This window comes from Nocardioides deserti (assembly GCF_014266025.1).
GTDB classification, from domain to species: domain Bacteria; phylum Actinomycetota; class Actinomycetes; order Propionibacteriales; family Nocardioidaceae; genus Nocardioides; species Nocardioides deserti.
The window spans coordinates 318282-333885 of sequence record NZ_JACMYC010000005.1; the positions used below are offsets into that span (position 1 = coordinate 318282).

The following is a 15604-nucleotide window of genomic DNA, read 5'->3' on the forward strand; positions in this document are numbered from 1 at the left end:
GCGCTACCCGTCGTACGCCGAACGGGCCGGCTCCTCCTTGGAGGGGCCGGCCCGTTCGTGATTCCTGTCGCGGGTCGGTGGCGACATCCCAGGTTCACTTGGGATGTTCGCGCTTCTCGGCCATCGCAATGGCAGGGAACCTCCAGCATCCCAGGTGAACTTGGGATCCTGCCGACCTCAGCAACCCCACCAGTCACACGAGCCCCAGGAGCCACACGCCGGAGCCCGAGGATCCGGCAGGCTACGAGGTCAGGGCAGCTCAGGTCAGAGCTTGGACATCTTCGAGAACGGCGAGGGGACGCGGAGGTTGCGGTCGCCGAAGTCGACGGTGACGGCGAGCGAGTCGACCGCGATGACCCGGCCGAGGCCGTGGGCGTCGTGGGAGACGCGGTCGTCGACGACGTACTCCTCGATCACCTGCTCCGGGTCGGGCTTGAAGGGACTGCTGGCGAGATGGCGTGGCCGCGCCCGGTGCGAGGATGACATTGCTTCCAGTATGCGCCTGCCGAGGCCGACCCGTGGCTTCCCGGCGACAACGGCACTCACGTCAGGTCGGTCCGGCCGTCCGCGGTGAGGCCGGTGACGACGGCCTTGACGTCCTGGGCGCGGGCGCGGGTGGTGACGAGCAGGGCGTCGGGTGTGTCGACGACGACGACGTCCTCGAGGCCCACCACGGCGACCACGCGCTCGGATCGCGGGACGACCAGGCCGGTCGAGTCCACTGCACGGACCAAGGCCTCGTCGCCGAGCACCGTCACCGAGCCGGACTCCTCGCGCAGGGCGTCCAACAGCGTCGCGAGCGAGTCGAAGTCGCCGATGTCGTCCCACCCGAAGGTCGAGGGCACGGTGACGACCCGCCCGGCATCGGCGGCGGGCTCGGCGACAGCGTGGTCGAGCGCGATCTTCGGCAGGTCCGGCCACAGCTCGTCGAGGCGCTCCGGCTCGGCGGCGATGGTCCGCAGCGCGGCGGCGAGCTCCGGGTGCCAGGTGGCGAGCAGGTCGAGCAGCACCGTCGGTCGTACGACGAACATGCCGGCGTTCCAGCGGTAGCGCCCGGTCGCGAGGTACGCCGCCGCCACCTCCGTCGACGGCTTCTCGACGAACTCCCGCACCGACGCCACCCCCGGGTGGCCGGGCAGCTCCTCCCCCAGGTTCACGTAGCCGAAGGCCGACGACGCGAACGTCGGCTCGATGCCCAGCGTCACCAGCCACCCCTCCCGGGCGACCCGGACCGCCGTCCGCACGCACGCGCGGAACGCCTCGGGGTCGGCGATCACGTGGTCGGCGGCGAACGAGCCCATCACCGCGTCGGGGTCGCGCCGCTCCAGCACCGCGGCGGCCAACCCGATCGCCGCCATCGAGTCGCGCGCCGACGGCTCGGCGATGATCGCGTCCTCACCGAGCACGGCCAGCTGCTCGCCGACGGCCGCGCGGTGCGGGCGCCCGGTGACGACGAGGAACCGGTCCTCGACCAGCGGCGCGAGCCGGTCGTGGGTCTCCTGCAGCAGCGAGCGCCCGCTGCCGGTGAGGTCGCGCAAGAACTTCGGCGACGTCCGGCGCGAGAGCGGCCAGAGCCGGGTGCCGGCACCGCCGGCGGGGATGACGGCCCAGAAGTCCTCGAGAGCGGACGGGCCGGCGGCAGCGGAGCTCATGGGCCCGAAGCCTAGGGCCGGCCCCCTGCGTCCGGGCCTGCGTCCGGCCCCGTGTCTAGGGTGACGGATGTGACGACCTTCCCCACCGTCCTGGCCGACCTGCTGCGCCGCGAGCCCGGCCGCCCGTTGGTGACCTTCTACGACGACGCGACCGGCGAGCGCGTGGAGCTGTCGGTGACGACGTACGCCAACTGGGTCGCGAAGGCCTCCTCGCTGCTCGTCGAGGAGCACGACCTCGAGCGCGGCGACACGATCCGGATCGACCTGCCGGCCCACTGGCTCGGCCCGGTCTTCCTCGGCGCGGCCTGGAACGCCGGCCTCGCGGTCAGCCTGGACGACAGCGGCGCGGAGCCGGACGCGGTCGTGTGCGGCCCCGACGGGGTCGACCGCTGGGCCGACCTGGCCGGCGACGTACCCGTCCTCGCCTGCTCGCTGCTCCCCCTCGGCGTCCGCTTCGCCGACCCGCTGCCGGCCGGCGTCCACGACGTCGGCGTCGAGGTCTGGTCGCAACCGGACTCGTTCATCCCGTGGGACCCGCCGCAGGACGACGACCTCGCGGTCCACGACGCCGGAGGAGGCGCCGAAGGCGACACGAGCGGCACGACCCAGGCGCAGCTCTGGAGCGCGGCCGCCGCCGGGAGTCTCCTCACCGACGGCGGCCGGCTCCTCTCGGAGGCGAACCCGGCTTCCCCACCAGGCCTCGCCACCTTCACCGAGCCGCTCGCGCGGAGCGGCTCGCTGGTCCTGGTCGTCCGCGCCGGACGGGAGCGGCTCGAGGCGACGTACGCCGCCGAGCGCGCGACCGCCCGCTTCCCCGCATGACCGACCAGGACCACGTCCGTCAGCCCACCAGGTCGTAGACCCCCGCTCCCTCAGCGATCAGCCGCCGCGCACCGAAGCCGGACGTCGTGCCGGGCAGCAGCCACAGCTTGCCGTCGGCCTTGCTGCGGGCGATGACGTCGGCGTGCCCGGTGAGCTGGACGTCGCTGACGCCGACGAGCCAGTCGTACGCCGCCACGTCGGTGCCGAGCGCGCGCGGCGTGGTCAGCCCGCCGGGGCCGTTGCCGGGGTAGAGCGTGAGCCGGTCGCCGACGCGGTAGAGGACGTCCGGCGCCCCGTCGGCGTCCCAACGGCCGACCGGGACCTGCTGGGTGGCGGTCACCTTCGAGCGGATGACGTACGACGCCGCGAGACCGTCGAGGCCCCGACCCGGGTAGACCCGCATCGCGCTGCCGTCGGGCTGGCCGACCAGGTCCGGCCAGCCGTCGCCGGTGAGGTCGCCGGCGGCCGCGAGCAGCCGGACGCCGCCGAAGCCCTTGGCGAGCCGGGTCGCCTTGGCGAACCGGCCGGTCCCGTCGCCGCGGCGCAGCGACAGGGCGCCGTTCTTCTTGTTGCGCGTGACCATGTCGCCGAAGCCGTCGCGGTCCCAGTCGCCCACGCTCAGCAGCACGTCGGCGTTGCGGAGGTTGACGCCGGTCGGCACCGGGGCGGTGGTGTCGAAGGTGCCGGCGTTCTCGACGACCACGAGCGCGTCGCCGCGGCGGGCCACCAGGTCGGGCGTCGCGTCGCCGACCAGGTCGCCGCCGGAGGTGACGCCGGCCAGGCCGGCGGTGCGCTTGACCGGGCCGATCGCGGAGCCGAAGGTGCCGTCGCCGCGCCCGGGCCGCAGGAAGCTGTTGCCGTTGTCGGCGCGATGGACGAAGAGGTCAGGGCGCCCGTCGCGGTCGTAGTCGCCGCCACCGGTGATCGACCCGAACTGCTTCCACCTCCCCGCCAGCGCCTCCCGCGCGGCGGGGTCGAGACCGGTCGAGGCACGGTGCAGCGAGAGCTTGCCGGCCGCGTCGCGGGCCAGCAGGTCCGCGCGCCCGTCGCCGTCGACGTCGCCGGGCCCGACGAGCAGGTCGTAGCCCTCCCAGCCGGTCGTGCCGGCCTGGCGGGCGAAGCCGCCCGAGCCGTTGCCGCGGTAGACGTCCAGGCGGCCGTTGGCGGCCCGGGCCACCAGGTCGTTGCGGCCGTCGCCGTCGACGTCGCCGGCGGCCGTGAGCAGGTCGTGGTCCGCGGTGGCCGCGGTCGTCGTGCCGGTCGCCGCGAAGGCGCCCGAGCCGTCGGCGGCCCGCACCTGCGCGCTGCCGTCGCTGCGGCGTACGACCAGGTCGGGACGGCCGTCACCGGTCAGGTCCGGCGAGACGACCGCGGTCGCGGCGGAGTCGGCGGCGCTCCAGCCGGAGACGACCGGGCGGGCGGCGCGGAAGCCGGTCAGCCCGCCCGTCGGGAGGATGTAGCCCTTGCCGTCGGCCGCGTTGCGGACCAGCAGGTCCGGGTGCGGCGTGCCGACGAGGTCCGACTCGCGCTCACGGCCGGACCAGCCGAGCTGGGCGTCGGCGGCGAGGGTGCGGATCTGCGGCACCTTGGCGTAGAGGTGACGACCCGGGCAGGCCGTCGACCCGGCGTCGCGGTGGCCGTTGATGGCGCGGAACGACTTCCTGCCGACGACCTGGCTCGGGGAGGAGGCGTCGACGCCGTGCAGGGAGAGCTTCCAGGCGAAGAGCGCGCCGTACGCCTGCACCATCGCGCTGCTCGGCTGCGCCACGTCGAAGTTGCCGATCGCCGACATCGCGAACGAGCTCTCGTTGTAGCCCAGCGTGTGGGCGCCGACCACGGGCCGGTCGATGCCGCCGGCGCGGCCCTCCCAGATCCGGCCGAACCGGTCGACGAGGAAGTTGTAGCCCACGTCGGACCAGCCACGGGACTGCGTGTGGTAGGCGTAGATGCTGCGCAGGATGCCCGGCACCTGCGCCCGCGTGTAGTCGTTGGCGTTGACCGTGTGGTGCACGAAGCCCGCGTGGACCTCGTAGTAGGACGGTGCGGTCTTCCCGCGGAGCTTCTCGTTCGCGCCCCACTGGGCACGCGAGTAGACCGTCGGCCGAGGCGTGTACGCCGCCGCGCGCAGCGCCAGCGCGTCGCCGGCCTGCCCCGTCGGCGCGTCCGTGGCACCCGTCTCGGTCGCGTCGGCCGTCCCGGCGGTGGCCCGCAGCTCGGCCTTCTCCCGCGTGACGACACCGGCGTGGCCGGGGTCGACCACGGCCAGCCGCAGGTCGTCGGGGACACCGGCCTCGGAACGGACCCGCACCTGCACCCGGTCGACCTCGCCGACGAGCAGCTCGTCGGTGCCCGGCCGGGCTCGCCGCGCCTCGGCGCTGTCCGGGTCCGGGCCGTGCTCGTCGTGGTACGCCAGCTCCGACCAGCCGCTCCACGCGCCGTCGGTCTCGGTCCGCACCTCGAAGGAGATCTCGTCGTCCGCGATCGCCTCGCCGTGCTGCCAGGTGACGCCGACCGCGCCGTACCCGCTCACCGGCTGCGGCTCCGCCACGACCTCCGCGGTCCGACCGGCCACCCGCGTGCGGGCGTGGAGCGCGCCCTTCGCGACGCGGGCGCTCGCCGGAGCGGTCAGCGCGTACTCGGTCACCACCGGGTCCACGACCTCCGCCGGCACCACCGACATCCGGTCCAGCTCGGCGGCGTACGCCGACAGGCGCCCGGTGACCTCGACGCCGTTGCTCTCGCCGAGGCCGAGGCCGTGCGCCGGCGCGCCGCTGGGCGCCTCGTGCACGACGTCCAGGGTCAGGACGCGGGCTGCCGGGGTGAGCACGGCAAGCACCGTGCCGAGCGCCAGCACCTGCTGGCACCCGGTGACGAAACGGTCCTTCGACCTGGACATGACGACCTGCTCTTCGTGCGGGGGAAGTTCACACAGGGCGCAACTTTCACACGCGTCACAGGCCGGCCGGAAGAGTTCGTGAGTAACTACAACGCTGTAATTTCCACTCGACACGCCGACGTTCTTCAGATTTGTCAAGCCGAGGATGCCTGCTGCGGGGCACGTCCGGGGGCCGACACGCCGAGCCGTGTCCCCACTCCCCCGGCCGCCGCCGCGCCGGAGGACGATCGCAAACCGGGGTACGCCGCGCGGGTCGGGGCCGGAGGCGCACGCCGGAGGGCCGGGGCGCCCCGGCGAACGTGAAGGCGACCCCGACGGCCTGGAGGAGCGAAGCCGGGGGAAGGCCCTCTCGGGAGCACGTGGGCCGGGCGGCCCGGGCCGCAGGCGGGAGCCGCAGGCCCCGACCCACACCCGGCGCACCCGCACTTCGCGGACCGGGCGCAGAGCGACGCGGGGGCCGACACCCAGCCCGCCGCAGGCGCTACCTCCTCGACCAGCCGTGCCGGTCAGACGTCCGAGCCGAGCTCGTCGTCCTCCTGGTCCTCGGGCTTGGTGGAGTCCTCGTCGTACTTCACGTAGCGGATGCCCTCGTCGACGGGGCCGTCGAAGCCGACCCGGCCCTTCTCGAGCACGATCACGCGGTCGCACATCTTCCGCACGGAGCCGGCGGCGTGGCTGACGTAGACGAGCGTCCGGCCGGACTCGCGGATCTCCTGCATCTTCTCCATGCACTTGCGCTTGAACGGCCGGTCCCCCACGGCCAGCACCTCGTCGGCGAGGAAGATGTCGGAGTCGACGTGGATGGCGACGGCGAAGCCGAGCCGCGCGAACATGCCGGAGGAGTAGTTGCCGACCGGCGTCTCGAGGAAGCGCCCGATGTCGGCGAACTCCACGATGGAGTCGAACTTCCGCTGGGTCTCCGGCTCGGTCATGCCGAGGATGGCGGCGTTGAGGTAGACGTTCTCGCGGCCGGTGAGCTGCGGGTGGAAGCCGGCGCCGGTCGCGATGAGGCCGGCGATCCGGCCGCGGGTGAGCACGGTGCCGGAGTCGGGCTTCATCACGCCGTTGATCAGCTTGAGCAGGGTCGACTTGCCGGAGCCGTTGAGCCCCATCAGTCCGATCGACTCCCCCTGCTTGACGGTGAACGAGACGTCGTCGAGCGCGGAGAAGGTGTCACTGATGTCGCGGCCCTTCACCATCGCGACGGCCATCTGCTTCGCGGTGCGGTGGTAGCGCAGCGTGAAGTCCTTGCTGACGTGGTCGACCACGATCGAGGTGTCGGCGTCGTACGCCGCGGGGTCGGTCACGACAGCCGCTCCGGGATCTTGTTCTCCAGCCGGGTGAAGACCAGCTGGGCGATCCCGAGCAGCACGACGGAGCCGACCAGCGCGCCGACGCCGTAGACGAACAGGTCGTCGGGGATGTGCTCGGCGATCGTGGCGTCGGGGTCGTCGGTGGAGCCCACCCAGAACGCGCGCTGGACGAGCAGGACCGCGTCGGCGATCGGGTTGAACAGGTAGAGCTCGGCGAACCGGCCGAAGCGCTGGTCGACCAGCGTGTAGGGGTAGATCATCGGCACGCCGAAGCGGACGAAGTTGGTGAGGATCGTGACCGCGCTGGCGAAGTCGCGGAAGAACACGTTGGCGGCGCTGAACATCAGCGCCAGCGCCGTGCCGAGGACCGCGATGATCGCCAGCGCCAGGGCGAAGGCGAGCATGCCGAGCGGGTCGGGCGTCCAGCCGCAGAACAGGCAGACCACCGTGAGGATCACCAGCTGCGGGCCCACGTGGTAGAGCGAGACCAGCATCGAGGCGACCGGGAACATCTCCTTGGGCATCGCCATCTTCCGCACCAACGCCTTGTTCCGCACGATCGAGCGGGTGCCGGCGTTGAAGGTCTCGGTGAAGAAGTGGACGACGATGAGTCCGCAGAAGACGTGCACGGCGTACTTGTCGACGGTGCCGCGGCCGATGATGTAGCCAAAGACGAACCAGAAGATGAACAGCTGGCTCAGCGGGTTGATGTAGGACCAGATGAACCCGAGGAACGAACCCTGGTAGCGCGCGCTGATCTCGCGGCGCACCAGCAGCTTGAGCAGGTAGCGACGCCCGAGGACGTCGAGCAGGCCGGCGGTGGGCGCCGGCGGCGCGAGCGGCGCGTCGACCACCCGGTGCCGGCCGGCCTCAGTCATCGGTCCTCTGCGGGGTGGTCTCGTCCGTCCACGGCTCGAAGGTCCGCTCCCAGCTCTCGGGTGAGGTGATCTCGCCCAGCGCGGCGCGGTACTCCTGCGCGAGCCGCGGCCACTCGCGGCGGTAGCGCTCGTGGATCTCGACGGTGCGCTTGACCAGGTCGCGGAACTTCTCCGGGTCGCGGCGGTAGAACGCCGCCGAGGTGCCGTCGTTCATCGAGACGATCGCGGAGTCCAGGGTGCCGAGGCGGTACCACTTGGCGTCCATCGCGCGGATCTCGGCCTCGGGGTGCTCCTCGGCGAGCTGCCGCGGCTTCTTCAGCTGCCGCAGCGGCTGCAGCCCGGCGCTGACGAGCGTCGAGAGCCGGCCGGGGATCTCGGAGGTGTCGCGGCCCTTGCGCGGCGGCTTGCTGCGCCGCACCGGCGGGAACGCGTCGGGGTCGACCTGGAGCTGGGCGTCGGTGAACTGCTTGCGCAGCGCGTTCACCTCGGCCAGCCGGGTCGGCAGCATGTCGTGCAGCCCGCGCGGGCCGGCGAGGACGTCCTCCATGGCGAGCAGGCGCAGCTCCGCGGTGGAGTACTGCATGGAGACCAGGTGGGCGATCTGGTGGTTGAGGCTCTCCCGGATCATCCGGCCGCCCTTGGGGTAGACCGAGTGGAGCAGCGCGGCGACGAGCCGGTTGCGGTGGTGGAAGTAGGCCTGCCAGTCCAGGGCGTCGTTCTTGTCGGTCCACGGGACGTGCCACACCGCAGCGCCGGGGAACGTCACCGTCGGGAAGCCGGCCTTCTTGGCGCGCAGCCCGAACTCCGAGTCGTCCCACTTGATGAAGAGCGGCAGCGAGAGGCCGACCTCGTCGAGGACGACCCGCGGCACCAGGCACATGAACCAGCCGTTGAAGTCGACGTCGATCCGCTTGTGCAGCCAGCGCGCGGAGCGCAGGTTGCGGCCGGCGAAGTCCCAGTCGGTGTGCGTGTCCGGAGCCGACTGCCACCAGAAGCGCCACGGCTGGACGATCTCGCCGAAGCTGTGCAGCCGCGAGCGGGAGTAGATGTTGAACATGTGGCCGCCGACGATGGTGGGCCGCCGCGCGAGGTCGCCGAACGTGACCGCGCGGACGATGCCCTCGGGCTCGCAGACGACGTCGTCGTCCATCATGAGGGTGTACGTCGCCGTGCCCTTGCGCACCGACTCGAGCTGGCCCCGGGCGTAGCCGCCGGAGCCGCCGAGGTTGCCCTGCTCGATGACCCGCAGCGTCTCGCCGAGGGCCTCCTGCGCCCGCGCGAACACCGGTGAGCCGCTCACCTTGTCGGTGCCCTGCTCCATCACCATCACGGTGTCGAGGTAGGGCCGGAGCGTCTCGTCCTCGCCGATCTGCGCGAGCAGCTCGGCGCAGAAGTCGGGCCGGTTCATCGTGGTGATCGCGACGTCGACCGTGCCGTGGTCGGCCCGGTCGGCCGGGACCTCGGCGGTCCACTCGGCGGACTCGACGACGACGTCCTCGTCGCCGGCCACGACGTCGTACCAGTACCAGCCGCCGTCGACGAACGGCTTGAGCGTCAGGTCGAAGGTGAAGGAGCTGCGCTCCGACGTCGTCGTCTCGGCGGCGTCGACGCGCTGGGAGTTCCCGCGGGCCATCGACTTGTAGACGATGACCGTCGCGCCGCTCCCCCGCACCGTGACGGTCAGCGCCACCGAGGTGACGACCGTCCAGCGCCGCCAGTAGCTGGCGGGGAACGCGTTGAAGTAGGTGCCGAAGGAGAGCCGGTCGCCGGACTTCACGCGCAGCGCGGTCCGCGACTCGATCTGGTCGGGGTGGAGCGCGCGGCCGGTCGAGGTCGACTGCCGGATGGCGGCGTTGTTGAGCGCCTTGGCCGACGCGTTGCCGCCGACCTCGTACTTGTCGGCGTCGAGCCGGGCGTCCTCGGGGTCGACGTACAGCGCGAGCACGTCGGAGTCGCGGTCCAACGGCAGGATCTGGCGCTGGAGCAGGCGGGTCACGGTGCCGGTCGCCGAGGCGGTGGCCTGGATGGTCGGGGTGCTCATGCGTCGACTCCTCCGCTGGTGAGCGGCGCACCGTCGGAGAAGTGCGGACGCAGCTTGTTCTCGAACATCGACAGCGCCGAGCCGATCGCCATGTGCATGTCGAGGTACTTGTAGGTGCCGAGCCGGCCGCCGAAGAGCACCATCGGCTCCTGCTTCGCCAGCTCGCGGTACTTCAGCAGCTTCTCGCGGTCGGCGGCGGTGTTGACCGGGTAGTACGGCTCGTCGCCCTCCTCGGCGAAGCGGCTGTACTCGTGGACGACGATCGACTTGCCGGGGAGGTAGGTGCGCTCGGGGTGCAGGTGCTTGAACTCCAGCACCCGCGTCCACGGGACGTCCTCGTCGTTGGCGTTGACCACGCCGGTGCCCTGGTAGTCGTCGACGTCGACGGTCTCGCGCTCCAGGTCGATCGTGCGCCACGACAGCCGCCCCTCGGAGTGCCCGAAGTACTCGTCGACGGGGCCGGTGTAGACGACCGGCACCTTGCCCTTGTACTCGTCCGCGACCGCCAAGAAGTCGGTCTCGAGGCGCACCTCGATGTTCGGGTGGTCGGCCATCCGGTCCAGCCAGGCGGTGTAGCCGTCGACCGGGAGGCCCTCGTAGGTGTCGTTGAAGTAGCGGTTGTCGAAGGTGTAGCGGACCGGGAGGCGCGTGATGATGTCCGCGCTCAGCTCCGTGGGGTCGGTCTGCCACTGCTTGGCGGTGTAGCCCTTGACGAACGCCTCGTAGAGCGGGCGGCCGATGAGCGAGATCGCCTTCTCCTCGAGGTTGGTGGCGTCCTCGGTGCGGATCTCGCTGGCCTGCTCGGCGATGAGCGCGCGAGCCTCGTCGGGGGTGTGCGACTTCCCGAAGAACTGGTTGATCAGCCCGAGGTTCATCGGGAAGGAGTAGACCTGCCCCTGGTACTTCGCGAAGACCCGGTGCTGGTAGTTCGTGAAGGCCGTGAACCGGTTGACGTACTCCCACACCTTCGTGTTGGAGGTGTGGAACAGGTGGGTGCCGTAGACGTGCACCTCGATCCCGGTCTCCGGGTCGATCTCGGAGTAGGCGTTGCCCCCGAGGTGGTGGCGCCGCTCGAGGACCAGGACCTTCAGGCCCAGCTCGCTCGCGCAGCGCTCCGCGACGGTCAGGCCGAAGAAGCCCGAGCCGACGACGACGATGTCGGGCGCGGACGAGGGCGTCGAGGGAGCCGGGTCAGGGGAGGACACGGTGGGTCAGTCTACGGAGAGCGGCGGGAGGGTCCGCATCGCACGCGCCGCGCCGATGGCCCGGATCACGTTGCGCGCCTCGGCCCGCCCGCCCCGCAGCGGGCTGAGCAGCACGACGACCAGCGCGACCAGCCACGGCTTGGCCCGCACGAGCGCGTTCTCGCCGTACCGGAAGTGGACGGCGAAGAGGTTGCGGTACATGTAGTAGCCCTTCCACCCCGCCAGGTCGTGCTGCTGGTCGAAGTCGAGCTGGCGCACCAGCACCGCGTCGCGCACCGCCCAGATCCGGAAGCCGGCACGACGGGCGCGGACGGCGAAGTCGACGTCGTCGTAGAAGATGAAGTACGACGGGTCGGGCAGCCCGATCCGCTGCACGACGCCCCGGCGGCACATGAACCCCTCGAACGCGACGTTCTCCAGCTCGACCCGCTCGGGCATCGCCGCCCGGGTGCCGTAGTCGGTCTCGACCATCCTGGTCTTCGGCTTGATCACCCACGGGTGGGTGAGGTCGAAGCGGGTCGCGGCCTTCTCGCACAGCCGGCCGGAGCGGTCCTCGCGGACGGCCATCAGGCAGTCCTCGTCCTGCGCGAGCAGCACGTCGAGGCAGTCCGGCGCCGGCACCACGTCGTCGTCCATCAGCCAGATCCGGTCCCACCCGCCGTCGTACGCCAGGCGCACGCCGAGGGCGAAGCCGCCCGCTCCCCCGAGGTTCTCCTCGGTGCGGGTGACCCGCAGCCACGGCTCGGTGCGCGCAGCGAGCACCTGCGAGGTGTGGTCCGAGCTGGCGTTGTCGACGACGAGCACGACGTCGGGCCGGGTCGTCAGTGCGGCCAGCCCGTCGAGCATCCGGTCGAGCAGGTCGGCGCGGTTGTAGGTCACCACCACGACGGCGACGCTCTCGCGCGGCGTGCCGCCGCTCATCGCAGGAACCGTCGGTGGCCGGTGAAGTCGCCGCGCAGCGCCGCTCCCCACGCCCGCGCGCTCAGCACCAGCCGGCGGGGCTGCGGCCGGGTCACGGCGTAGAACCACAGCGTCTTGGCGACGAATGCCAGCGCGTGCGGCCAGCCGCGGTACTCCCGCAGGTTGAGGAGGTTGTTGCGCGCCATGCAGTAGTGCTTGAGGTCGCTGGGGCTGTGGTTGTACGTCGTCCGCCCGCCCAGCATCGGGGTGCCCAGCTCGCCGACGCTCGGGTGCAGCACCCGCGCGCCCACCACCGTCGCGACCCGGCCGCCCGCGCGCTCGGCGCGGAGGCGGTACTCGTGGTCGTCGCCCCAGATGAAGAACTCCTCGCGCGGCAGCCCGATCCGCTCCACGAGCTCCCGCGTCACGAGCACCCCGTTGAACGGGATCACCACGTCGCGGATCAGCCCCTCGCCGTCCGCCGCCGCGGCCACGTCGGCCATGCGGTGCACGACCCTCGTGCCGCCGGGCAGCCGGATCGGGAAGACCAGCCGGCCCGGGTCGCCCTCGTCGACGACCACCGGCCCCCAGAAGTCCAGCGCCCCGCGGTGCTCCAGCAGCACGTCCAGGCAGTCGACGTCCGGCAGCCCGTCGTCGTCCATCAGCCACACCAGGTCCGCGCCCCGCTCGACCGCCCAGGCCAGCCCGGCGTGGAAACCGCCGGCCCCGCCGACGTTCTCCGCCAGCGTCCGACCCAGCACCGGCGTGCTCGCGTGCTCGTCCGGCATCTCCCGGTCCGTCAGCCCCGCCAGCCACTCCCCCGTGCCGTCGCTGCTGGCGTTGTCGACCACCAGCACCTCGACCAGGGGGCTCCCGGTGCGGGCCCCCACCTCGTCGAGTCGCTCGACCAGCCGCTGGAGCAGCCCGATCCGGTCGTACGTCACCACCACCGCCACCACCCGCGGCTGCTCGGCAGGGGTCACGGCCGGTTCGGTCACGGGCGCCACCCTACGAGCCCGCCCGGCCCGGACGTCATGCGGACGGAGCAAGCGGGTGCTTCGTGCGCATGACGTGCGTGGGGGGCTGGTGTCGGCGGGCGGGGGTCGCTGCAGGAGTCCCGTCGTCGGCGGGAGTCATGTGGCCGGTGTGGCTGTCTGTGTGGGGCGGCGGGACTCCCCGGCCGGCGGAACCCGCTCCTCTCGGGAGTTGCAACGCCTGAGGAGTACACGGCCGGGAGCGCGGAGATCTCGGCGGGCACCGGTCCTGGCTGAGGAGCAGGTACGGCGCGTGGCCGGTCGACCCGAGGAGCGTCCCGCCCCCTGGGTCGCCGCCGCGCCGGAGGACGGGCCACGGGCCCGGGTACGCCGCGCGGGTTCGGGGCCGGAAGCGGGCGCCGGAGGGCCGGGACGCCCCAGCGAACGTCAAGGCGACCCCGACGGCCTGGAGGAGCGAAGCGGGGGAAGGCCCCCCTCGGGAGCAAGTGGGAGCCGGGCGGCCCCGGACCGCAGGCGGACACCGCGACCAGCGGTAGGGCGGGATCAGCAGGCGGCGCCGAGGTCGTCGGCCTGGTTGGCGGCGTACCCCTCGGACAGCGAGCCGAGCGAGCCGCCGGTGACGGCGTCGGGGGCGGGCTTGGGCTTGCCGCCGGTCTTGGCGGGGGCCTTGCCCTCGGCCCGGTCGATCGCCTGCTCGACCTTGCTGTGGACCAGGTCGATGTCGGGGTCGGCGGTCTGGATCATCGGCGGGACGAGGGAGAGCGTCGAGAGCTTCTGGCCGCGGGCCTTGAGCGCGAGGTCCATGAACGTGTCCAGCTCGGAGGCCGGCAGGTTGGTGGAGATCATCGCGGCGGAGGCCTGGGCGATCTTTTCGAAGTTGCGGACCGCCGCCTGGGGGCTGATCTGCTGGAGCATGGCGTTCATGACGCACTTCTGGCGGGCCATGCGGGAGTAGTCGTCGGAGCCTTCGCGAGCACGGGCGTACCAGAGGGTGTCGTGGCCGTCGAGCTTCCGCACACCGGCGTCGATGTAGTGGAACGTCTTCTCGTGCGGCAGGCCGACCGGGATCGGCTGGCGGACGTTGAGGGTCACGCCGCCGACGGCATCGACGAGGTCCTTGAACCCCTGCAGGTTGACCATCGCCCAGTAGTTGATGTCGAGGTCGGTGATGCCCTCGACGGCGGAGACGGTGGCGTCGATGCCGGGGTTCTCAGCGTCGCCGAAGAGCTCGGTGTGGTCCTGGGCCCAGGTGCTGACGCCGTTGAGGTAGCAGTCGTCGCAGTCGAAGCCCTCGGGGAACTCCTTCGCCATCGGCGAGCCCTCGCGGAACGGGAACGACGACATGTTGCGCGGCAGGCCGATGAGCACGGTGCGTCCGGTCTCGGCGTCGATGGAGGCGACGGTCAACGAGTCCGGGCGCAGTCCCCAGCGGCCCTCGCCGGAGTCGCCGCCGAGGAGGAGGACGTTGAAGCGGCCGTCGTGGGCGCCGGTGACGGTGCTCGACGCGAACATCGTGAGGATGCCGTCGCGGGCGACGCCGACGAGGTGCGCGCCGAAGAGCAGGGTGCCGATGACCGAGAGGCAGAGCACGCCGTTGACGCCGACCACGGCGCGACGGTGTGCGAGGCCGAGGCTGAGCGGCTGGCCGATCCGCCACGCGTCGAGGAACAGCGCGGCCCAGCCGATCGCGCCGACGGTGAGCGCCAGGCGGATGACCAGCAGCAGGCCGGTGTCGGTGAACAGCTTGAACAGCGTCTGGTGGTGCAGCAGGCCGACGAGCAGGAGCAGGGCGCCGGAGGCGAGCACGCCGAGCCAGATCCGCAGCGCGATGATGCCGATCCGGCGGTTGCCGGCGACCAGCTGCGCGGAGCCGGGGACGACCAGGGTCATGACCATGAGCGCGATCGCACGCCGGAAGCGGACGCGCGCCGCGCGTTCCTCGGCGGGGGTGCGCGGCACGCGGCCCGTGCCATCGAGCAACCCGGGGGAAGAGACGGGTGGCATCGAGGTGCCTCTTTCTGCTGGGTACTGCCGTGAGTACTGAAGGGGAAGGTCAGTGCTGCCCCGTCAGTATCACCAGTCACAGCCGTCACAGCCGGGTGCGACGCGCCGGGACCGTCCAGCGGCAGGTGTGACGCCGGTCAGCGGCGGCCGGACTCGATCTCCTCGCGGCGGGCCAGGCGGTGGGCGCGCCGGATCTCTGCCTCGCGCTGGCGGCGTACCTCGTCCGGCGTCTCGGGCCGCAGCGGCGGGATCGGCCGGGACCGGCCCTCGGGGGTGATCGCGACGAAGACGAAGTACGCCGACGCGACGTGCACCGAGCTCACCGTCGGGTCGTCCCAGGGCTGGGCCTCGATGCGGACGCCGACCTCCATCGAGGAGCGGCCGGCCCAGTTGACCTGCGCGTAGGTGCGGACGATGTCGCCGACGTGCACCGGCTGGAGGAAGGTCACCTCGTCGAGCGCCGCCGTGACGGCCGGGCCGCCGCTGTGCCGCTGCGCGACGATGCCCGCCGCGGAGTCGGCGAGCTTGACGATCTCGCCGCCGTGGATGTTGCCGAGCAGGTTCGCCTCGCGGCTGGTGACGACCTGGCCGAGCGAGACCCGGGTGTACGACGGCGGCAGCGGCTCCGGCGGCGGCTGCTCCTCGGACGGGCTCGGCTGCGCACTCTCGGCCATGGCCGCACGGTAGCGTCCCGCCCATGGCAGATCGTCCCCGGAACGGCGGTCCCGAGGACGGGTCCCAGGAGTACGGCTGGCTCTACGGCAAGAAGCAGGGCCGTGAGCCGGGGCCGGAGGAGACCCGCGTGATGCCGGTCCAGCCCCGCGACGGCGGCCGCTCGCGCGCCGTGCCCGGCCGGCCGGCGCAGTCCGCGCAGCCGGCCTCGCCGCGCGGCCAGCAG

General features: G+C 72.2%; 12 protein-coding genes and 1 pseudogene. 2 read left to right on the forward strand and 11 right to left on the reverse strand.

The window, feature by feature from the left end; translation table 11 throughout:
- Window positions 1–264: 264 nt before the first annotated feature.
- On the reverse strand, window positions 265–486 hold the full coding sequence (locus H7344_RS11610) for a hypothetical protein (RefSeq protein WP_166192467.1): 222 nt from the start codon (window positions 484–486) through the stop codon (window positions 265–267).
- A gap of 56 nt (window positions 487–542) precedes the next feature.
- Window positions 543–1652: a mannose-1-phosphate guanylyltransferase gene (locus H7344_RS11615; protein WP_186346169.1), complete on the reverse strand. Its 1110-nt coding sequence runs from the start codon at window positions 1650–1652 to the stop codon at window positions 543–545.
- Window positions 1653–1721: 69 nt separating this feature from the next.
- Between H7344_RS11615 and H7344_RS11620 the strand changes: the two genes are divergently transcribed.
- Entirely contained in the window at window positions 1722–2474 is a 753-nt protein-coding gene (locus H7344_RS11620) for a TIGR03089 family protein (protein WP_186346170.1), read from the forward strand.
- Between the two features lie 19 nt (window positions 2475–2493).
- Here the strand turns inward: H7344_RS11620 and H7344_RS11625 are convergent, their stop codons facing one another.
- From H7344_RS11625 to H7344_RS11665, 9 genes are all read right to left on the reverse strand, one after another.
- On the reverse strand, window positions 2494–5370 hold the full coding sequence (locus H7344_RS11625) for an FG-GAP-like repeat-containing protein (protein WP_186346171.1): 2877 nt from the start codon (window positions 5368–5370) through the stop codon (window positions 2494–2496).
- Between the two features lie 506 nt (window positions 5371–5876).
- Entirely contained in the window at window positions 5877–6677 is an 801-nt protein-coding gene (locus H7344_RS11630; protein ID WP_229707160.1) for an ABC transporter ATP-binding protein, read from the reverse strand.
- Window positions 6674–7561 (reverse strand): ABC transporter permease, encoded by an 888-nt coding sequence (locus tag H7344_RS11635; protein WP_186346172.1) that lies wholly within the window; start codon window positions 7559–7561, stop codon window positions 6674–6676. The genes H7344_RS11630 and H7344_RS11635 overlap by 4 nt, the downstream gene beginning before the upstream one ends.
- A complete protein-coding gene (locus H7344_RS11640; protein WP_186346173.1) occupies window positions 7554–9602 on the reverse strand; it encodes a glycosyltransferase in 2049 nt (682 codons plus the stop codon). Before H7344_RS11640 ends, H7344_RS11635 begins: the two co-directional genes overlap by 8 nt.
- Window positions 9599–10807 (reverse strand): UDP-galactopyranose mutase, encoded by a 1209-nt coding sequence (gene glf, locus H7344_RS11645; protein WP_186346174.1) that lies wholly within the window; start codon window positions 10805–10807, stop codon window positions 9599–9601. Before glf ends, H7344_RS11640 begins: the two co-directional genes overlap by 4 nt.
- Window positions 10808–10813: 6 nt before the next feature.
- Complete coding sequence (locus H7344_RS11650) at window positions 10814–11728, reverse strand: glycosyltransferase (protein WP_186346175.1); 915 nt, start codon at window positions 11726–11728, stop codon at window positions 10814–10816.
- The gene (locus H7344_RS11655; RefSeq protein ID WP_229707161.1) at window positions 11725–12705 is read right to left on the reverse strand and encodes a glycosyltransferase family 2 protein; all 981 of its coding nucleotides are present in this window, start codon (window positions 12703–12705) and stop codon (window positions 11725–11727) included. Before H7344_RS11655 ends, H7344_RS11650 begins: the two co-directional genes overlap by 4 nt.
- 540 nt (window positions 12706–13245) lie before the next feature.
- The gene (locus H7344_RS11660) at window positions 13246–14706 is read right to left on the reverse strand and encodes an LCP family protein (RefSeq protein WP_186346176.1); all 1461 of its coding nucleotides are present in this window, start codon (window positions 14704–14706) and stop codon (window positions 13246–13248) included.
- A gap of 137 nt (window positions 14707–14843) precedes the next feature.
- A complete protein-coding gene (locus tag H7344_RS11665; protein ID WP_186346177.1) occupies window positions 14844–15380 on the reverse strand; it encodes an acyl-CoA thioesterase in 537 nt (178 codons plus the stop codon).
- 23 nt (window positions 15381–15403) lie between these two features.
- On the opposite strand from H7344_RS11665, the pseudogene H7344_RS11670 reads away from it, so the two are divergent.
- Window positions 15404–15604, forward strand: a pseudogene (locus H7344_RS11670) (LCP family protein); the annotation flags it as partial.